This window comes from Variovorax trehalosi, from assembly GCF_051216415.1.
Taxonomy (GTDB): Bacteria; Pseudomonadota; Gammaproteobacteria; order Burkholderiales; family Burkholderiaceae_C; genus Variovorax.
The window spans coordinates 529,300-550,678 of sequence record NZ_JBPJZG010000001.1; the positions used below are offsets into that span (position 1 = coordinate 529,300).

The window sequence follows — 21,379 nt, forward strand, 5'->3', positions numbered from 1 at the left end:
ACGCGTGGCGCCACACGCCTGTCAAGCCTCTTTTCCGTCGGCAAAACCACGGTTTTCCGTAGGTGACGGCGGGCTCCGTTTGCAAGAAAAAGTAAGGTGCAAATCAGAGGGGGGAGCTTGAGAATTTCGCTCGAAGCGGCAACGCAGTGATGCCGCACATGCCGCGCGCCGCGCGCGATTGCATGGCGGGAGGAGACCCCCATGAACAGCAGTACGACAGCCGTCGGCCCATGGTCTTCGGCTGAATTGGCTTTTTGTTGCAGCGCTTTTTGCACGCTGCCTACGGAGGAGGAGAACCGTCCATGAATACCGCCTACAAGACCGTCTGGAACGCCGCGATCGGCGCATGGGTGGCCGTCTCGGAAACGACGCGCGCGCGGGGCAAGCGCAGCACCAGCCGGCGCGCGGGCCGCACGGCACATCTCGTGGAGCCGATGAAGGTCGGCATGCTGACGGCGCTCGCATTTTTTGCGACCAGCTTCTTGCCGGCGCAGGCCTTCTGCACGACTGCGGGCAGCGACGTGACCTGCAACGGCGCTGCCAACCCGCTGGCGCCGGGCTTTGCGAACGGCGCCAACAACCTGGCCGTGACGGTGAACCCCGGGGCAACCCTCGGCGTGTTGCTGGGCGTAGGTGGAAGCGCAATGTCGCTGACGGGTTCCAACGTCAGGCTCACGAACAACGGCCGGATCGATCCGTTGCTGTTCGGCAGCAACACCGGGAAGCTGTCCACGGGCGTCGTGATGGGCAACACCGCGAACAGCACGATCGTCGTCGTCAACAACGGGACGATAGGCGGTACCAGGCAGTCGTCGGTCGACCTGGCCGGCCTGGCGCTCACGGTGCGCAACGGCCCCGGCGGCATCACGACGATCACCAACACGGGAACGATGACGACGGGGGCCATCCTCGGCGCGACGCTGGCCGAGGCCGATGCGGCCGTGGTCGCCGCCTATGGTGGCGGCCAGATCAGCATGGTGAACACGGCCGCCGGTACGATCACCGGCCGCATCGCGTTCGAGAGCCCGACCAGCGGCGGCAACACCTTCACCAACGCGGGAGTGATCAACGGCAGCGTTTCGCTCGGCACTGGGGAGCGCAACGACACCTTCTTCGCGGTCACCGGCTCGAGCATCACCGGCGGATCGGCCCCGGCCGTCGCGGTGGCGACGCCGTCGGGCGGCAGCCTGAACTTTGCGGCCGGCGGCACGGTCGACGCGGGCCTCGGCGGCACCGATATGCTGGTGCTGCGCAACATTGCAGGCGGTCCCGGTTCAGGCAATGCCGGCTCGGGCGGGATCAAGGCCGCGCAGTATCTGAACTTCGAGAACCTCCAGGTCGACAGCGGCACCTGGACCCTGAACGGCGCGGTGGTCAGCGGCAGTGCCCTGCTCAACGGCGGCCTCGCGATCTTCGACGATGCGGGCGCCTTCGGCACCGGCACGCTGACGGGCAGCGGCGGCGCGATGCAGGCTGCGGTGAACGGCCTCACGCTGGGCCAGAACGTGAATCTCACCAGCGGCCTGATCGTGCAGGGTGACAACAGCTTCACGCTGGGCGGCACCGTCAGCGGCGGCGGTGGCCTCATCAAGAACGGCACCGGCACGCTCACGCTGAACGGCATCAACAACTTCAGCGGCGGTTTCGCGCTCAACGGCGGCGGCGTGACGCTGGGCAACGCGAGCGCGCTCGGCTCGGGCCTGTTCCTGGTCAGCGGCAATGTCGATCTCAACACCTTCTTCACCGGCACGCTCAACAACCAGGTGCAGCTCAACGGCGCGCTGACGCTCGACGGGACGGGCACGCTGACCTTCGGCGCACCCATCTCGGGGGCCGGCAGCCTGACGACGAACGGCAACCTTGCACTGGCCGCCAGCAACACCTATGGCGGCGGCACGACGATGGGGGGCGGCAGGCTGGACGTGGGCAGCAACACGGCGCTCGGCACCGGCGACCTCACCATCAACGGCGCTTCCGTGCTGACCGGCGCGGCCGGCGTGACGCTTGCCAACAACGTGGTGCTCAACAACACGCTGAACTTCGGCGCGGCCGGCAGCGGCGGCGCGCTCACGCTCAATGGCACGATCAGCGGCGCCGGCGGCATCAGCCTGGCCGGCGCGCCGGGCCTCACGCTTAATGGCGCCAACACCTTCACCGGTGGCTTCAACCTCGGCGCCGGCACGCTCACCGTGGGCAACGACAAGGCGCTGGGCCAGGCCGGCGTCACGGTCAGCGGCCCGAGCTCGCTCGAGTCGAACAAGGCGGTGAGCCTCGCCAACGACTTCCGCCTCAATGCGGCGCTCGCCGTCGGCGGTGCCAGCGACCTCGCGCTCAACGGCGCGATCACCGGCCTGCGCGGATTGACGAAGAGCGGCACGGGCCGCCTCACGCTCGGCGGCGCGAATAGCTTCTCGGGCGGGGTGAACCTGCAGGGCGGCGCGCTGCGCGTGGGCACCGACACCTCGCTGGGTGGCGGCGACCTCACGGTGAGCGGCACCACCGCGCTCGACGCGAGCGCGGCCGTGAACCTCGGCAACGCGGTGGTGCTCAACGCAGGCCTGGACATCGGCGGCGCGAACGACATCGGACTCGGCGGGGTCATTACGGGCACCGGCCCGCTCTCGTACAGCGGCAGCGGCACGCTGACGCTGGCCAACGCCAACTTCTGGACCGGTGGAACCACGCTCAAGAGCGGCACGCTGAACGTTGGCGACAACTTCGCGCTGGGCCAAGGCGCACTCGCAGTGACCGGCAACGCGAACCTGCGCGCCAACGTGCCGGGTACCGTGCTGGGCAACGCCCTGACATTGGGCGCTGGCACGACGCTCAACGTGGACGGCTCGAATCCGCTGGCGCTGATCGGCACGATCGACGGCGGCGGCGCGCTCGCGCTCAGCGGCCCGGGTGCAGTGGTGCTGGCCGGCGCCAACACCTACAGCGGCGGCACGACCGTCTCGGGCACCACGCTCGGGGTCATCAACCCGGCTGGCAGCGCCACCGGCAGCGGCGCCGTGCAGGTGCAGGCGGGCGGCGCGCTCGTCGGGAACGGCAGCATCGCGGGCACGGTGAGCGTGGGCTCGGGCCTGCTGGAGCCGGGCCTCGGCGGCGCGGGCACGCTGACCGTCGGTGGCCTGAACCTCGCCGCCGGCTCCGTGCTGAACTACGAGCTCGGCGAGGCCGGCGTGGCGGGCGGCACGTTCAACGACCTGATCAATGTCAACGGCAACCTGCAACTGGACGGCACGCTCAACATCGCGCAATCGGCCGGCGGCAAATTCGGCGCGGGCCTGTACCGGCTCATCAACTACACGGGTACGCTGAGCGACAACGGCCTCGACATCGGCACCGCGCCGACCGACGGCAAGAACCTGCAGGTGCAGACCAGCATCGCGAACCAGGTCAACCTGATCAATCTCGACGGTGCGGCGCTCACCCTGTGGGACGGCGGCGATCCCGCGAACTTCAACGACGGCAAGATCGCGGGCGGCAGCGGCGTCTGGCGCGCGGGGGGGTCGACCGAAAGCTGGACCGGCGTCGACGGCAAGCTCAACGCGGGCTGGCAGCAGGATGGCGTCGCCATCTTCAGCGGCACGGCCGGCACCGTCACGGTGGACAACAAGAGCGCGGGCGGTCCGGTGCGCATCGGCGGCGCGCAGTTCGCGGTCGACGGCTACGTGGTCAACGGCGACCCGCTCACGCTTCGCGCCGGGGACGCCGTGGTGCGCGTGGGCGACGGCACCGCGGCGAGCGCGGGCATGACCGCGACCCTCAACGCGGCGCTCGGCGGCACAGGCCGGCTCGTCAAGGACGACGGCGGCACGCTGGTGCTGGGCGCAGCCAACTCGTACACGGGCGGCACGACGGTCAAGGGCGGCGTCCTGCAGATCTCCACGGACAGCAATCTGGGCGCGGCCGGCACGGAGCTGGCACTCGACGGCGGCACGCTGCGCATCGCGGCGGGCTCCACGCCGTTCTTCAGCATGCGCGCGCTCTCGCTCGGCGCGGGCGGCGGCACCATCGATCTGTCGAACAGCCTGTACGGCGTGGGCGGCCCCATCACCGGCAACGGTCTGCTCACCGTCACCGGCAAGGGCGGCACGTTCGGCCTGGTGGCGGCCAACAGCTACAGCGGCGGCACGGTGCTGAAGGACGGTGCGAGCATCACCACCACCGCCAGCGGCGTGCTGGGCAGCGGCGCGGTACAGCAGCAGGGCAACGGCACGGTGTTGTCGTTGCTCGGCACGGCGAGCGCCGGCAGCAACGAATACACCGTGGGCCGCGCCGCGAGCACGGACAGCGGCAACACGCTGTCGTTCTCGCAGAGCGCCACGGCCGCCGCCTCGAAGATCACGCTCAACGGCACGGGCTGGGCGACCCCCGGTTCGAACGCGCTGCAATTCGGCGGCAGCGCCAGCGCGGGCACATCGATCATCGTCAACCAGGGCGGCGCGATCAACATCTTCGGGAACGCCAGCGCCGGCAGCGCGACGATCACCAACGGCGACAAGAGCGTGCTGGCCTTCAGCCAGAACGCCACGGCGGGCAGTGCGCAGATCAGCAATCTCGGCGGCGGCCTGGTGCGCTTTGCCGAGGGTTCGATCGGCACTTCGGCGACGGTGACCAACGCCGCGGGCGGCGTGGTCGATGTCTCGGGGTCGACCGCCAAGACCGGTGTCGAGCTCGGCTCGCTCTCCGGCGCAGGCGCTGTGGTGCTGGGCGCCACGCAGCTTGCGCTCGGCGGCCTGGGCAACAGCGACACGATCTCGGGCACCGTCAGCGACAAGGGCAGCATCTTCGCGCAGCCGGGCTCGGGCACGGGCGGCTCGATCGTCAAGGTCGGCGCGGGCACGCTCACGTTGAGCGGCGCCAATACCTATACCGGCGGAACCACCATTGCCGCAGGCACGCTCAGCGTGAACAACACCAGCGGCAGCGCGACCGGCACGGGCGCGGTGCAGATCCTGGGCAACGCGATGCTGGCCGGCAGCGGCACCATCGCGGGCACCGTGAGCATCGCCAAGGGCGGCATCCTGTCCGCGGGCAACAGCCCGGGCACGCTGACCGTGGGCGGCTTGAACCTGGCCGACGGCGCGGTGCTGAATTTCGAGCTGGGTCAGGCCAACACCGTGGGCGGTCCGCTCAACGACCTGGTCAAGGTCAACGGCGACCTGCAGCTGGACGGCACGCTCAACGTGGCGCAGTCGGCGGGCGGCGCCTTCGGCGCGGGCCTGTATCGCCTCATCAGCTACACCGGCGCGCTGACCGACAACGGCCTGGACATCGGCATCGCACCGGGCGCCGTGGGTGACCTGCAGGTGCAGACCTCGGTGGCGCAGCAGGTCAACCTGGTCAATCGCGCGGGCCTGTCGCTCAACTTCTGGGACGGCAGCGACGCAAGCAAGTACAACGACGGCCAGATCGCCGGCGGCAGCGGTACCTGGCGCGTAGGCACCCCGGGCGACGGCTGGACCGGCGCGGACGGCAAGATCAACGCGGCGTGGGCGCAGGGACAGTTCGCGGTGTTCGGCGGCAATGCCGGCACCGTCACGGTCGACGGACTCGGCGGCAGGGTGCTGATCACCGGCGCGCAGTTCGCCACCGACGGCTACCGCGTGCAGGGCGATGCCATCGAGCTCGGCAATGCCGCCACCACCGTGCGCGTGGGCGACGGCACCGCGGCCGGGGCGGGCATGACGGCCACGGTCGCCTCGGAGCTCACCGGCACCGGCAGCCTGGTCAAGGAAGACCTGGGCACGCTGGTGCTGGACGGCACCAACAGCTACAGCGGCGGCACCCTGGTCAAGGGCGGCATCCTGCAGATCGCGTCCGACGCCAACCTCGGCACGGCTGCGGGCGGCCTCGCGCTCGAAGGCGGCGCCACGCTGCACGTGACCGGCGACACCGCCAGCACGCGTGTCGTGAGCCTCGGCGCAGGCGTCGACACCTTCGACATCGACCCGATCCGCACGCTGGCACTGAATGGCGTGGTCACCGGCGCGGGGAGCCTCCGCAAGACAGGCGCGGGCACCTTGCAACTCGGGGCAGCCAACTTCTACGCCGGCGGCACCGAGGTCGCGGCGGGCTCGGTCGAAGCGCTGGTCACGGGCGCACTGGGCACTGGACCGGTGTCGGTGGCGGACAACGCATCGCTGGCCTTCGCCAACACGGCGGAAGCGGGCGCGCTCGCGATCACCGTGGCCGCGCGCGGCAATGTGCCGACCGACAACGGCGGCTTCGTCGCGTTCCGCGACAGCAGTTCGGCCGGCAACGCGACCATCACGACGAACAAGGGCGCCTCGGTCGAATTCCGCGACACCTCCAGCGCGGGCAATGCGGTGATCGAGAACCGCGGCGGCCTGACCATCCTGTGGTTCAACGCGACCGCGGGCAAGGCGCAGATCACGAACTTCGACGGCGGGCGCATTGACCTGCTCGACGATGCGAGCGCCGGGCAGGCGCGGCTGGTCAACGAGAGCGGCGGCGCGATCAGCTTCTTCGACCGCACGAGTGCCGACCAGGCCACCGTGGTCAACAACGCGGGTGCACAGCTGCGCATCGGCAGCCTCACCAATGCGGGCCTCTCGATCGGCTCGCTCGAAGGCGCGGGCAATGTGCTGCTCGGCGCCAAGGCGCTGACCACCGGCGGGCTGAACACCAGCACCACGGTCTCGGGCACCGTCAGCGGCGTGGGCGGCTCGATCGTCAAGGTCGGCAGCGGCACGCTCGCGCTCACCGGCGCGAACACCTACACCGGCGGCACCACGGTGGCGGCCGGCACGCTCACCGCGAACAACGCGAGCGGCAGCGCGACCGGCACGGGCGCGGTGCAAGTCCAGGGCGGCGCAGCGCTTGCCGGCACCGGCACGGTGGCCGGTACGGTGACGATCGCCAAGGGCGGCATCCTGTCGGCCGGCAACAGCGGCGCCGGCACGCTCACGACGGGCAGCCTGAACCTCGCCGAGGGCGCGGTGCTCGACTACGACCTGGGCCAGGCCGGCACCGCCGGCGGTTCGCTCAACGACCTGGTCAAGGTCAACGGCAACCTGCAGTTGGACGGCACGCTCAATGTGGCGCAGTCCAAGGGCGGCGTGTTCGGCGCGGGCGTCTACCGCCTGATCGACTACACCGGCACGCTCACCGACAACGGCCTCGACATCGGCAGCGCGCCGGTCGCGTCCAAGGACCTTCAGGTCCAGACCTCGGTCGCCCAGCAGGTCAACCTGGTCAACCGCGCGGGCCTCGCGCTGAACTTCTGGGACGGCGGCGACGCCGGCAAGTACAACGACGGCAAGATCGCCGGCGGCTCGGGCACCTGGCGTGTCGGCGTGCCGGGCGACGGCTGGACCGGCGCCGACGGCAAGGTCAACGCGGCCTGGGCGCAGGACCAGTTCGCGGTGTTCGGCGGCACGGGCGGCACCGTCAATGTCAGCAACGCGGGCGGCACGGTGCGCATCACCGGCGCGCAGTTCGCGTCCGACGGCTATGTGGTGCAGGGCGATGCGATCGAGCTCGGCGCTTCGGGCACGGTGGTGCGCGTGGGCGACGGCTCGGGCACCGACACCACGCGCAGCGCGACCATGAACGTGGCACTCATCGGCACCGGTGGCCTGGTCAAGGACGACGTGGGCACGCTGGTGCTGGGCGGTGCCAACACCTACACCGGTGGCACCACGGTGAAGGCCGGCGTGCTGCAGGGCGGCACGGCGAGCCTGCAGGGCGACATCGTCAACAACGCCGAGGTCGCGTTCGACCAGGGCAACGGCATCGTCAGCACCTATCTCGGCACGATGAGCGGCACCGGCCGGCTGCGCAAGATCGGCAGCGGCATCCTGTTGCTGGACCGCGCGAACAGCTACACGGGCGGCACCTTCGTCGATGCCGGCGCGCTCTTCGCCAATGTCACCGGCGCCCTCGGCAGCGGCCCGGTGAGCGTGGCGGCGGCCGGCAGGCTGCTGTTCAGCCAACTCGCCGACGCGGGCGACGCGGTCATCAGCAACCAGGGCACGGTGCGCTTCCAGGAACAGGCGAGCGCCGGCACCGCGACCATCACCAACGCAGCGGGCGGTGTGTTGGGCTTCTCCGAAAACGCCACGGCCGACAAGGCCACGGTGATCAATCAGGCCGGCGGGCAGGTGCGCCTCGACCAGCCGATCGCCGGCGTGAGCATCGGTTCGCTCAGCGGTGCGGGCGAACTCGTGCTCGGCAGCGCCGCGCTCACGCTCGGCGGGCTCGGCGGCGACAACACGCTGTCGGGCACTGTCAGCGGTACGGGCGGCTCGATCGTCAAGGTGGGCAGCGGCATGCTCACGCTGACGGGCGCCAACACCTACACCGGCGGCACCCAGGTGGCCGCCGGCACGTTGAGCGTCAATAACAAGAGCGGCAGCGCCACAGGCACGGGCACCGTGCAGGTGCAGTCGGGCGCCACGCTCGTGGGCAGCGGCACCATCGCGGGCGCTGTCTTCGTGGCCAACGGCGGCATCCTCGCTGCCGGCAACAGCCCCGGCACGCTGACGCTCGGTTCGCTCGGGCTGGGCAGCGGCTCCGTGCTGAACTACGAGCTCGGCCAGGCCGGCGTGCCCGGTGGCGCGCTCAATGACCTGATCAACGTCACGGGCGATCTGCAACTCGATGGCACGCTGAACATCGCGCAGTCCGCGGGCGGCAGCTTCGGGCCAGGGCTGTATCGCCTCATGAGCTACGGCGGCACGCTCACCGACGCCGGCCTGGACATCGGCACCGCCCCGGCCGGCGCCAAGCTGGCCGACCTGCAGGTGCAGACCTCGGTGGCGAACCAGGTCAACCTGGTCAATCGCGCGGGCCTGTCGCTCAACTTCTGGGACGGCAGCGACAGCACGAAATACAACGACGGCCAAGTGGCCGGCGGCAGCGGCACCTGGCGCGCGGGCAGTCCGCGGCCCTCGCAGGACGGCTGGACCGACATGGACGGCAAGCTCAACGCCAACTGGGCGCAGAGCCAGTTCGCCGTCTTCAGCAGCAAGGCCGGCACCGTGACGGTCGATGGGACCGGCGGCCCGGTGCGCATCGCGGGTGCGCAGTTCGCGGTCGATGGTTATGTGGTGCAGGGCGACGGCGTCACGCTGGACAGCGCGAACTCGGTGATCCGCGTGGGCGACGGCACGGCCGCGGGCGCGAACATGACCGCGACGATGAATGTCGCGCTCAGCGGCACCGGCGGCATCTCGAAGGAGGACGCGGGCCGGCTGATCCTCGGCGGTGCCAACACCTACACCGGCGGCACCACCGTCAAGGGCGGCGTGCTGCAGGGCAGCGCCACCAGCCTGCAGGGCACCATCGTCAACAACGCCGAGGTCGCGTTCGACCAGGGCGCGACCGCCGGCATCTATGCCGGCGCGATGAGCGGCACCGGCAAGCTGCGCAAGATCGGCACGGGCACGCTGACGCTGGCCAATGCCAACAGCTACAGCGGCGGCACGCTGGTCGATGCGGGCACGCTCGCCACCGACACCAGCGGCGCGCTGGGCACGGGCGCAGTGAGCATCGCCTCGGGCGCGACGCTGCAGTTCGGCGGCAAGGCCGATGGGGGCAAGCTCGCCATCGCCAACCAGGGCACGCTGCGGCTGCAGGACGGCGCGAATGCCGCCAGCGCCACCGTGACCAACGCGGCCGGCGGCCAAGTGCGCATCGACCTGGCCACCACCGGCGCGAGCATCGGCTCGCTCGGCGGTGCGGGCGACGTGGTGCTCGGCGCCAAGGCGCTCACCATCGGCGCCATCGGCAGCAGCACCACGATCTCGGGCGCGATCACCGGCACCGGTGGTTCGCTGGTCAAGGTCGGCGCGGGCACGCTCACGCTTGCGGGCACGGCCAGCTACAGCGGCGAGACGCGCGTCGTTGCGGGTACCTTGAAGGCCGGCGCGGCCAACGCCTTCAGCGCCGCTTCGAGCGCCGCGGTGGCCAGCGGCGCCACGCTCGACCTCGCGGGCTTCAGCCAGACAGTGGCGGGCCTGAGCAACAGCGGCACCGTGGCACTGGCAGGCACCGCGCCCGGCACCACGTTGACTGTCAAGGGCAACTACGTCGGCAACAACGGCGTGCTGAAGCTGGGCACCGTGCTCAACGGCGGTGCGGGGCCGTCGGACCGGCTGGTGATCGACGGCGGCACAGCCAGCGGCAAGACCAGCGTGCAGGTCACCAACCTCGGCGGCCTGGGCGCGCGCACCAGCGGCGCGGGCATCGAGCTGATCAGCGCACGCAACGGCGCGACCACCACCGCGCAGACCACCAAGGACGCCTTCGTGCTCGCGGGCGGTCATGTCGATGCCGGTGCCTTCGAGTACCGGCTGCACGCGGGCGATGCCAGCGGCGGCGGTGAGAACTGGTACCTGCGCACCGAGGCCGAACCGGGCACGCCGGGCGCTGGTCTTCCGACCTATCGCGCCGAGGCCTCGCTGTTCGCAGCGCTGCCGAATCAACTGCGCCAGAGCAACCTGGGCATGCTCGCAAGCCGCAGCCAGCGCATCGGCGACGACGATGTGCGCGGCGGCGCGGGCGCGACACCAGGCACCGACGGCAATAACCGCCGCGCCTGGGGCCGGCTGATCTCCACCGACATGGACATCCGCCAGGGCGGCACCGTCTCGCCGCACAGCGAGGGCCGCGTGACCGGGCTGCAGGCCGGCACCGACCTGTGGGCCAACCAGGACTGGCGCGCCGGCATCTACGTGGGCCAGCTCGATGGCGACACCCGCACGAGCGGCTTCAGCAGCGGCCTTTTGAACAATGCCGCGGGCCGCAACGACCTGCGCAGCCAGTACCTGGGCCTGTACGGCACCTACGCCTCCGAAGACGGCTTCTATGCCGACGCGGTGCTGCAGGCAGGTCGCCATCGCTACACGGTGCAGCCATTCCTGAGCGGGGGCGTCGAGGGCAAGGGCAACAGCCTGCTGGCCTCGATCGAGGTGGGCAAGGCCTTCGCGATTGGCACGGGCGGCTGGTCGGTGGAGCCGCAACTGCAGCTGATCCATCAGCGGCTGCGGATGGACGACGTGTCCATCCCGGGCGCGCTCGTGCAGCAGGACGCGGACAGCGGCTGGATCGGCCGTGCGGGTGTGCGCATCAAGGGCAGCTTTGCGACCGGCGCCGGCACACTGCAGCCTTATGCGCGCGTGAACGTCTACCGCAGCGCCAAGGGCAACGACGTTGCGCGCTTCGTGAACCCGGCGGCGATCACGCCGGTGGGGGCACCGATCGGCGGCACCAGCACCGAGCTGGCGGCGGGCTTCACGTTGTCGGTGAGCCAGCGCACGAGCATCTACGGCGAACTCGGCAAGCAGTGGGCTTCGGGTGGCGATGCGCGCGTGGGCAGCTCCATCAACGCGGCTGCGGGCGTGCGGGTGAAGTGGTGAAGTGAGGCCGCATCGACAGCGCAGGCACCGTCGGCGCGCGAGCGGCCCGATTCAGATCAGGTTGCGCATCGCCTGCGCTGTCTCGCGCAGCACCGGCAGCACGCGGGCCACCGCGTCCTCGGAGCTCTCGTGCCCCATCGGCATCGTGATGTTGAGCGCGCCCACCAGCGTGCCGTGCCGGTCGCGCAACGGCACCGCGATGCCGCGTGAGTTGAGGTCGAGCTGTTGCTCCGACAACGCCCAGCCCTGCGCCCGGATGCGCGCCAGTTCGAGCTTCATGCGCTCCATGCTCGCGATGGTGTGCGAGGTGAACACGGTGAGCTGGCGCGTCGCGAGCCACTCGTTCAGCTCGGCGTCGCTGCGCAGCGCGAGCATCAACATGCCCGAGGCCGTGACCTGCGCCGGCACGCGCGCGCCGAGCACATAGCCGGTGCTCATGCTGCGGTTGGGGCCGTTGCGCGCGATGTAGACGACCTCGTCGCCGTCCATCACGCTGAGGTACGCGATCTCGTTGGTGCCGGCCGCCACGCGCTGCAGAAAGGGCTGCACCACGCGCGGCAGGCGGGCCGATTCGAGGTACGAGCGGCCCAGGCGCAAGACCCGCGGGGTGAGCCAGAACAGCTTGCCGTCGCTCGCCACATAGCCCATGTGCTGCAGCGTGAGCAGATAGCGCCGCGCGGCGGTGCGCGTCATGTTCGTGCGCTGCCCGGCCTGGCTGGCGGTGAGGCGCGGGTTGGCATCGTCGAATGCCTCGATGATGCTCACGCCGCGCTCCAGGCCGGCGATCCAGTCGCGCTTGTCCAGGCCTGCGGGTGCGGGGGAGTCGTCCTTGCTGTCCTTGCTCATGGTCGGAAGTGTGCCTCCGGCGGGCGGCCGGCAAGCTGCACTCAATGGCGGTGAAAACCCTTGGTTTGAACGATTGTCGAATTTGAAAGATCGATGATCGAACGTTTTGGCCTTCCTGACGCTGTGGAAAAGGGCCGAAGGGACTATAAAGCTCGGCATCCGGCCTTCCAAAGAGCGATTGACGAACGGAACCCAGCACATGAGCCATTCCATCAGCGGCAGCACCCAGGCTTACCTGATCCCGGGCGATCCGGTCCGCAATGTGCGGCTGCCGCGCATGTTCAACGCGGCCTTCCAACGCTTCGGCATCGACGCGGTGCTGCTGCCGATGCAGGTGCCGGTGCGCGACTTCGCGGTGTTCTTCAAGTCGGCCTTCCTCGCGCGCAATGTGCGCGGCATGGTGATCGCGCCGCCGCACAAGCCGCTGGTGGTCGACCTGCTCGACGGCTGCGGGCTTTTCGGCCGCGTGGCCGGCTCGGTCAACGTGGTGCGCCGCACCGAAGGCGACCAGCTCGAGGGCGACCTGTTCGACGGCGAAGGCCTCATCGGCGCGCTCGACCACTGCAACATTCCCTTCCGCGGCAAGCGCGTGCTGATCCTCGGTGCAGGCGTGAGCGCCGCGGCCATCGGCGTGGCGCTGGCCGAGGGCGGCACGGTGAATGGCGCGGAGCACATCGCCTTCTTCGACACGGCGGCCGGCAAGGCGGCGGGCGTGGCCGCCAAGCTCGATGCGTTCTTCGATGCGACCGTGGTCGCGGTCGAGAGCAACGCGCCCGAAGGCTACGACCTCGTGATCAACGCCACGCCGCTCGGTCTGGTCGAGGGCGATGCCCTGCCACTCGACGTGTCGCGCATGGAAAGCCACGCGGCGCTGTTCGACATCCTCTTGCGCAATCAGCCCACGCCGCTGGTGCGTGCGGCGCGGGCGCGCGGGCTCAACGCGCAGGCCGGCTTCGAGATGCTGATCCAGCAAATGCCGCACTACCTGCGCTACTTCGGCCACCTCGATGCGGCCGATGCGCTGCAGGCAGACGCCAACTTCCTGCGCGAAATCATCTATCCGCCGGCGATGCAGGCCGAGATCGCGAATCCCTTGCGCTACCACTCGCCCAGCGTCGCCTGACGCCTTCCCTCTTTTCCTCGACGAAACGGCTTTCATGATTTCCGGCAAGACAACGCTCATCGCGCACCTCGGCTATCCGACCGAGGCCTTCAAGGCGCCGATGATCTACAACCCCTGGTTCGACAAGCAGGGCATCGATGCGGTGGTGGTGCCGATGGGTGTGAAGCCCGAGGACTACGCGGCCACGCTGCCGCAGGTGTTCAGGTTCTCGAACCTCCGCGGTGCGCTGGTCACGATGCCGCACAAGGTCACGACGATGGGGCTGGTCGACGAGGTGACGCCCACCGCGCGCGTCGCAGGCGCGTGCAACGCCATCCTCAAGCGCGCCGACGGCACGCTGCTCGGCGACCAGTTCGATGGCGCGGGCTTCGTGCGCGGCGTGGAGCGCAAGGGCAGGCTTTTCAAGGGCACACGGGTGCTGGTGTCGGGCACGGGCGGCGTGGGCTCGGCCATTGCGGCGTCGATCGCCGCCGCGGGCGCCGCCGAGCTGATGCTGTTCGACATGAGCGATGCATCCGCACAGGCCCTCGCCGCGCGGCTGCGCGAGCACTACCCGCAGATGAAGGTCGCCACAGGATCGAAGGACCCGGCCGGCTACGACGTGGTCGTCAACGCCACGCCGCTCGGCATGAAGGACAGCGACCCGCTCCCCTTCGACGTGGACCGCATCGACCCGGCCACCTTCGTCGGCGAGGTCGTCATGAAGACCGAATACACGCCGCTGCTGCAGGCCGCCCGGGCCAAGGGCTGCGCGGTGCAGGTCGGCACCGACATGCTGTTCGAGATGATCCCGGCCTACCTCGAATTCTTCGGCTTCGGCACCGCCTCCCCGGAAGAACTGCGCGCCGTCGCCCAACTGAAATATTGATTGATGAACACCCAGGTCACCGCATGAGCATTTTCGAAGGCTTCCTCTCCACATCCGAAACGCTGGGCGCCTTCAGCGACCGCGCCTTCGTCGACGCGATGCTGCGTTTCGAGGCCGCGCTCGCGCGCGCGCAGGCGGCCGAAGGGTTGATTCCCGAGAGCGCTGCGCACTCCATCGTCGGCAGCTGCAAGGTCGAGCTGTTCGACGTGGCCAAGATCGTGCGCGAGAGCGGCCGCGCGGGCAGCGTGGCGATTCCGCTGGTCAAGGCGCTGCGCGAAGCCGTGGGCCTGTTCAATGCCGAGGCCGCGCCGTTCGTGCATTTCGGCAGCACCAGCCAGGACGTGATCGACAGCGCGATGGCACTGGTCACGCGCGAAGCGGTCGCGCTCATCGAGACCGACCTGTCCAAGGCCGTCAGCGCGCTGCTGCGCCTCGCGGTACAGCACGCCGAGACGCCGATGCTCGCGCGCACGCTGATGCAGCCGGCCTCGGTCACCAGCTTCGGCTTCAAGTGCGCAGGCTGGGCCGCGCCGCTGGTGCGCAGCCGCATGCGCCTGCGCGATGCCGCGAAGCATGCGCTGCAATTGCAGCTGGGCGGGGCCGTCGGCACGCTCGCGCAGATGAAGGGGCAGGGCGCCGCGGTGCGCAGGCGCATGGCCAAGGAACTGGGCCTCGACGACCCCGGCGCGACCTGGCACACCCAGCGCGACGAATGGGTGGCGCTCGGATGCGAGCTCGGCCTGGTCGCGGGCAGCCTCGGCAAGATCGCCGTCGACATCGCGCTGCTCGGCCAGTACGAAGTGGCCGAAGTCGCCGAGCCCAGCGAACCCGGCCGCGGTGGCTCGTCGGCGATGCCGCACAAGCGCAACCCGGTGGCCTCGATGGTTGCCATCGCCGCCGCGCACCGCGCGCCGCAGCGCGTGGCCGCCTTGCTCGGCGCGATGCCGCAGCAGCACGAACGTGCCCTCGGCGCATGGCAGGCCGAGCTGGCCGAATGGCCGCAGCTCCTGATGTCGGCCCACGGCAGCGTGCGCGCCATGGCCGGCGCGCTGCCCGGCCTGCAGGTGGACGCCGCGCGCATGCGCGCCAACATCGATCGGCTGCGCGCCGAGCTGCCGCGCGATGCGGCCGACGAATGGTTCGACCCCGCGCTCGCCATCGCGGCGGGCCAGATCGCGCTGGCAGAAGTGAAAGCGCTGCAAGCCCAACTCAAAGACAAGGAACTCTCGCAATGACCGCCCCCGAAACCCCGAGCAACGATTACGAAGACGGCCTCCTGAACCGCCGCCGCATCCTCGGCGATGCCTGGGTCGACAAGTCGCTCGCCAACCGCAACGGCTTCAACGCAGAGTTCCAGGAACTGATCACGCGCCATGCGTGGAACGACATCTGGGGGCGTCCCGCGCTGGGCGACAAGACGCGCCGCTACATGGTGCTGTCGATGATGCTGGGCATCCACGCCTACGAAGAGTTCGCGATGCATGTGCGCGCCGCGCTCGACGGGCCGCCCGAGTCTCGCCTGACACCGGACGACATCAAGGAAGTGATCATGATGGCCGCCATCTACTGCGGCGTGCCGGTGGCCAACCATGCGTTCGGTATCGCCACGAACATCCTGCGCGAGAAGGGCCTTCTGCCCGCCGCACCGCCTGCGCAGTGAACGCGCCGGTGGCCCGCAAGGGCCGGTTCGACGTCACGTTCACGCTGATGCTGCCGCTGCTCCTTGCGGCGCAGCCAGTGGCCACCGACAGCTACCTGCCGGCACTGCCCGCCATCGCCAAGGAACTCGGCTCGGCCAGCACCAGCCTCACGCTGTTCGTGCTGGCCTTCGGCTTTGCGCAGTTGCTGTGCGGCCCGCTCGCCGATCGCTTCGGCCGCCGGCCGGTGCTGCTCGCGGGGCTCGCCTGCTACGCGATCGCCGCGCTCGGCGGTGCGTTCGCGGGCAGCGTGGTGCTGCTCGCGGGCTGGCGCACGCTGCAGGGCTTTTCGATGGCCGCGATCCTCGTGTGCGCGCGCGCGGCGGTGCGCGATCTCTACCCGGCGCACGAAGGCCCGCATGTGATGGCGCGCGGCCTCACGGGGCTGGGCGTGGTCGGGCTGATCGCGCCGCTGCTCGGTGCCTGGCTCGTGCAGGGCGCGGGCTGGCGCTGGGTGATGGTGGCGATGGCGGTGTATGCCTCGCTGCTGTTCGCGATGTGCTGGCGCTCGTTCGGCGAAACGCGCAAGCCGCTGACCGGTGAGTCGTCCGCGCCGCGCGGCAGCACGCGCACGGTGTTCGCAAGCCGCTCGTTCCGCGCGTGGGCCTCGGTGGCGGCGACGACCTATGGCGGGCTCTTCTGCTTTCTGCTGCTGTCGCCGATGGTCTACATCGGCTACCTCGGCTGGTCGCCCGCGTGGTACGGGTGGATCCCGGCCGGCGGCTCGCTGGTCTACATCTTCAGCACCACGATGTGCCGCACGCTGCTGCGGCGCTACGGGCCGGTGCGCACCGTGCGGCTGGGCGCGACGCTGAGCATGACGGGCGCGGTCATCCAGGCGCTGGGCTGCTGGCTCATGCCGCTCAGTGCGGTGCCGCTGCTCGTGGGCCATGCGGTGTACTGCCTCGGCCATGGCATCCACCAGCCCTGCGGACAAGCGGGCGCGGTGGGCGACCTGCCGCACCTCGCGGGGCGTGCCGTGTCGTGGTCCGGATTCGGCATGATGATGGTCGCGTTCTGCGTGGGGCAGGTCGCCGCGCTGTTTGTCGATACCGATTACTCCCATGGCGCATGGCCCATGGTCGTGCCGATGCTGGTGGCCGGTGCCGTGCTGCTGGTCATCGCCTTTCTCTGGCTCCCGCGTCTTCAACATCCCAAGCATCCGTAAGAAGGAAACCACACCATGACCCCCCGCCTGAATGTCGTTCGCGAAGGCGAAGGCCCGTTCGTCGTGCTCAGCCATGCGCTGGGCTGCAGCTTGCGCATGTGGGACGGCGTGGCCGCGCAGCTCGCACAAGCTCACACGGTGATCCGCTACGACCACCGCAACCACGGCGCCTCCGAGGTGGTGCCGGGCGCACTGCGCGTGGAGACGCTCGCGCAGGACGTGGCCGAGCTGATCCAGCGCGAGACCGAGGGCGAGCCCGTGCACTTCGTCGGCCTTTCGATGGGCGGCATGACCGCGCAGGCGCTGGCGGTGCGCCACCCCGAGCTGCTCAAGACGGTGGTGATCGCAAATTCATCCGCCCACTACCCCGACCAGGCGCCGTGGCGCGCGCGGGCCGAGACGGTGGCCACCAAGGGCGTTGAAGCCATCGCATCGGGCGCTGTCTCGCGCTGGCTCACGCCGGCCTATGCCGCGACCTACGAAGGCGCCGGCGCAGCGAAGGCGCTACACGACGTGCTGGTCGCCACCGACGCACAGGGCTACATCGAGAGCTGCAACGCGGTTGCCGCCATCGATTTCCGCGACAGCAACCACCGCATCGCCGTGCCCACACTCGTGATTGGCGGCCTGCAGGACGAGGCCACGCCGATGGCGATGTCGGAAGCCATGGCCGCGGCCATTCCCGGTGCCCGGCTGGCCACCATCGACGCCGCCCACCTGAGCGCCGTGGAGCGGCCCATCGAATTCGAACAGCTGCTGATCGATTTTTGGCGCAGCCTCTGAGGACTGGCGGGAGCGCTCCGGACCTAGGTGTATCCCGTATTTCGTGCGATTAATGAACGAGTGCGTTCGTTAATCGCTCAATGAATGCCCGAATTGGTTGTGGCGCGGGGCCGGGGTTCCTAAAGTCCACCCCCATGCATCGCTCCATCGCCACGGTTTCGCTCAGCGGCACCTTTCGCCAGAAGCTCGAAGCCATTGCGGCCGCCGGGTTTGACGGCATCGAGCTGTTCGAGGCCGACTTCATCAACTTCAAGGGCACCGCCACCGAACTGCGCGGCATCGTGGCCGACCTGGGCCTGTCGATCGATCTCTACCAGCCGTTTCGCGATTTCGAAGGCATGCCCGAGCTGCAGTTCCGCCGCAGCCTGGAGCGCGCCGAGCGCAAGTTCGACCTCATGGAGGCGATGGGCGCACCGATGGTGCTGTGCTGCTCGAACACTTCGCCGTTGTCCATCAACGATCCTTCGCTCGCCGCCGCGCAGCTGCATGAGCTGGCCGAGCGCGCCGCGCGCCGCAACCTGCGCGTGGGCTTCGAGGCGCTGGCCTGGGGCCGCCACACCTCGCTCTACAGCCAGGCCTGGAACATCGTGAAGCAGGCGGACCACGCGCACCTCGGGCTGATCCTGGACAGCTTTCACACGCTGTCGCTGAAGGACGATCCCTCGGGCATCGCCGACATTCCGGGCGAGAAGATCTTCTTTTTGCAGATGGCCGATGCGCCGTTGCTCGCGATGGATGTGCTGCAGTGGGCACGGCACCATCGCTCGTTCCCGGGGCAGGGCGATTTCGACGTCGTCGGCTTCTTCGCGCAGGTGCTGCGCGCGGACTACACCGGGCCGCTGTCGCTGGAGATCTTCAACGACATCTTTCGCGAGACGCCGAACCGCCGAACTGCGGTCGATGCGATGCGTTCGCTGCTGTATCTCGAAAGCGAAGCGCGGCAGCGGCTGGACGTGGTGCAGCCGCTGCGCGTGGAGCTTTTCAACCCGCCGCCCGTCGCTGCACTCTCGGGCCTGTCGTTCATCGAGTTCGCGGCAGACGAAGCCTCGGCGCTCACGCTCGACACGCTCGTGCGGCAACTCGGCTTTCGCCGCATCGGCAAGCACCGCTCCAAGGCCGTGACGCTGTACCGGCAGGGCGAGATCAACTTCATCGTGAATGCACAGCCCGATTCGTTTGCGCGCGGCCGCTTCGAGGCGCACGGCACCTCGGTGTGCGCGCTGGGCGTGCGCTGCGCCGATCCGCTCGCGGCGGTGGAGCGCGCGACCGCGATGCGCTCCAAGCGCCACGACAGCCCGGTCGGCCCGAACGAACTGCGGGTGCCGGCCGTCGTTGCGCCGGGCGGCAACCTCATTCATTTCGTGGCGGAGTCGCTGGGCGCGAACGGCCTGTACGAGGCCGACTTCATCCTCGAAGAGGATGCGCCGGAAGCTAACGATGCGGGCCTGAAGCAGATCGATCACGTCGCCCTCGGCCTTGCGCTCGACCAGCTCGACACCTGGGTGCTCTTCACGCGCGCGGTGCTCGGCCTGGAGCCCGGCGAGAGCCTGGAACTGGCCGACCCCTTCGGCCTGATCCGCAGCCGCGGCGTCGCGAATACGGAGCGCAGCGTGCGCCTGGTGCTCAACGTGTCGCTGAGCCAGCGCACCCGCACCGCGCGCACGCTCAGCGTGACCGGTGGCGGCGCGGTGCATCACATCGCACTGACCTGCGACGACATCTTCGAGACGGCCGCCAGGCTGCGCGCCAACGGCACGCGCTTCGTGCCGATCTCGGACAACTACTACGACGACCTCGCCACGCGCATCGACCTCGCACCCGAGCTGCTCGCGCGCATGCGCGGCGCCGGCGTGCTGTTCGACCGCTCGCCGGCCGGCGACTACCTGCACATCTACACCGAGAGCTTCGAGGGAGGCCTCTTCTTCGAGGTTGCGCAGCGCGTGGGCGACTACGACGCCTACGGTGCCCTCAACGCACCCGCGCGCATGGCTTCGCAAGCGCAGGACGACTGATTTTTTCGCACGCATCACTGCATCACCACTGGAGACAAACCCATGGCCAACACATCAGCCAAAGAGCCGCAAGGCAGGCACCAGTCGAAGAAAGCCGCGGCCAGCGGCTGGATCGGCTCGGCGCTGGAGTACTACGACTTCTTCATCTACGCCACCGCGGCGGCGCTGATCTTTCCGCAGATCTTCTTTCCGAAGGGCGACCCGACGACCGCGATCGTCGCATCGCTCGCGACCTACGGCGTGGGCTACGTGGCACGCCCCATCGGTGCATTCGTGCTCGGCCACTGGGGCGACACGCATGGGCGCAAGCAAGTGCTGGTGCTGTGCATGTTCCTGATGGGTTTCTCGACCGTGGCCGTGGGCCTGTTGCCGACCTATGACCAGGTCGGCTTGCTGGCCCCAGTGCTGCTGGTGATCCTGCGCCTGGTGCAAGGCTTTGCGGTGGCGGGCGAGATCTCGGGCGCGAGCTCGATGATCCTGGAGCATGCACCGTTCGGGCGTCGCGGCTTCTTCGCGAGCTTCACGCTGCAGGGCGTGCAGGCCGGCCAGATCCTGGCGGCCGCCGTGTTCCTGCCGCTCGCGCACTACATGCCCGAAGACGCCTTCAATTCGTGGGGCTGGCGCATTCCGTTCCTGCTGAGCTTTCTTGTCATCGTGGCCGGCTATATCATCCGCCGCGAGGTCGATGAGACGCCGGCCTTTGCCGAAGTCGACAAGAAGGGCGAAGTGGCGAAGTCGCCGATCGTGCAGGCCTTCACCGACAGCTGGGCCGACATGCTGCGCGTGGTCTGCATGGCGCTGATGAACGTGATTCCGGTGGTGGCCACCGTGTTCGGCGCGGCCTATGCGGTGCAGGCGGCCTACGGCATCGGCTTCCAGAAAGACGTGTACCTGTGGATCCCGGTGCTGGGCAACATCCTCGCGGTGCTGGTGATTCCGTTCGTGGGCAACCTGTCGGACCGCATCGGCCGCAAGCCCCCGATCGTCATCGGCGCGCTGGCCTCGGGGCTGCTGTCGTTCGTGTACCTGTATGCCATCAGCATCAAGAACGTGCCGCTCGCGATCTGCATGTCGCTCCTGATGTGGGGCATCGTGTACCAGGGCTACAACGCGACCTTCCCGAGCTTCTATCCGGAGCTCTTCCGCACCCGCAATCGCGTGTCGGCCATGGCCATCTCGCAGAACATCGGCACGACGTTCACCGCGCTGCTGCCCGCGCTGTTCGCCGCCGTGGCGCCTCCAGGCTCGACGAATGTGTGGCTGACCGTGGGCGCGATCACCTTCACGGTGACCATCCTCGCGGCGCTCGCGGCCATGAGCGCGCGGGAGACCTACCGCATCCACATGCGCGACCTGGGCGACCCCAACGCGGTGCCGGTGGACAAGGCCGAGTACGACCGCCTGCGCGAGCAGACGCTGTCGGATGCCCGGCTGGCCAAGGCCGTGGCCTGACCAGCCCCTCGGAAAACCTTTCGCGCACCAAGGGTTGTGA

Annotated in this window: 10 protein-coding genes; 9 read left to right on the top strand and 1 reads right to left on the bottom strand. The window is 69.3% G+C overall.

Going from position 1 to position 21,379, the window contains the following annotated elements:
• Positions 1-302: 302 nt before the first annotated feature.
• A complete protein-coding gene (locus tag ACSFA7_RS02540) occupies positions 303-11,390 on the top strand; it encodes an autotransporter-associated beta strand repeat-containing protein (protein ID WP_435497917.1) in 11,088 nt (3,695 codons plus the stop codon).
• A gap of 51 nt (positions 11,391-11,441) precedes the next feature.
• On the opposite strand, the gene ACSFA7_RS02545 is transcribed toward ACSFA7_RS02540, so the two are convergent.
• Complete coding sequence (locus tag ACSFA7_RS02545; RefSeq protein ID WP_435497918.1) at positions 11,442-12,236, bottom strand: IclR family transcriptional regulator domain-containing protein; 795 nt, start codon at positions 12,234-12,236, stop codon at positions 11,442-11,444.
• Positions 12,237-12,435: 199 nt separating this feature from the next.
• On the opposite strand from ACSFA7_RS02545, the gene ACSFA7_RS02550 reads away from it, so the two are divergent.
• From ACSFA7_RS02550 to ACSFA7_RS02585, 8 genes are all read left to right on the top strand, one after another.
• On the top strand, positions 12,436-13,359 hold the full coding sequence (locus tag ACSFA7_RS02550) for a shikimate dehydrogenase family protein (RefSeq protein WP_435497919.1): 924 nt from the start codon (positions 12,436-12,438) through the stop codon (positions 13,357-13,359).
• Positions 13,360-13,393: 34 nt separating this feature from the next.
• Positions 13,394-14,227 carry a shikimate dehydrogenase family protein gene (locus ACSFA7_RS02555; RefSeq protein ID WP_435497920.1) on the top strand — a complete coding sequence of 278 codons (834 nt, stop codon included), beginning with the start codon at positions 13,394-13,396 and terminating at the stop codon, positions 14,225-14,227.
• Positions 14,228-14,250: 23 nt separating this feature from the next.
• Positions 14,251-15,462 carry a 3-carboxy-cis,cis-muconate cycloisomerase gene (gene pcaB / locus ACSFA7_RS02560; RefSeq protein ID WP_435497921.1) on the top strand — a complete coding sequence of 404 codons (1,212 nt, stop codon included), beginning with the start codon at positions 14,251-14,253 and terminating at the stop codon, positions 15,460-15,462.
• Complete coding sequence (locus tag ACSFA7_RS02565; protein ID WP_435497922.1) at positions 15,459-15,887, top strand: carboxymuconolactone decarboxylase family protein; 429 nt, start codon at positions 15,459-15,461, stop codon at positions 15,885-15,887. Before pcaB ends, ACSFA7_RS02565 begins: the two co-directional genes overlap by 4 nt.
• Positions 15,888-15,934: 47 nt before the next feature.
• A complete protein-coding gene (locus ACSFA7_RS02570; RefSeq protein WP_435498880.1) occupies positions 15,935-17,092 on the top strand; it encodes a multidrug effflux MFS transporter in 1,158 nt (385 codons plus the stop codon).
• 15 nt (positions 17,093-17,107) lie between these two features.
• Positions 17,108-17,875, top strand: a complete 768-nt coding sequence (locus ACSFA7_RS02575; RefSeq protein ID WP_435497923.1) for an alpha/beta fold hydrolase — start codon at positions 17,108-17,110, stop codon at positions 17,873-17,875.
• 134 nt (positions 17,876-18,009) lie between these two features.
• Positions 18,010-19,887, top strand: coding sequence for a bifunctional sugar phosphate isomerase/epimerase/4-hydroxyphenylpyruvate dioxygenase family protein (locus ACSFA7_RS02580; RefSeq protein WP_435497924.1), 1,878 nt, complete (start codon positions 18,010-18,012; stop codon positions 19,885-19,887).
• Between the two features lie 42 nt (positions 19,888-19,929).
• Positions 19,930-21,339, top strand: a complete 1,410-nt coding sequence (locus tag ACSFA7_RS02585; RefSeq protein WP_435497925.1) for an MFS transporter — start codon at positions 19,930-19,932, stop codon at positions 21,337-21,339.
• Positions 21,340-21,379 lie beyond the last annotated feature (40 nt).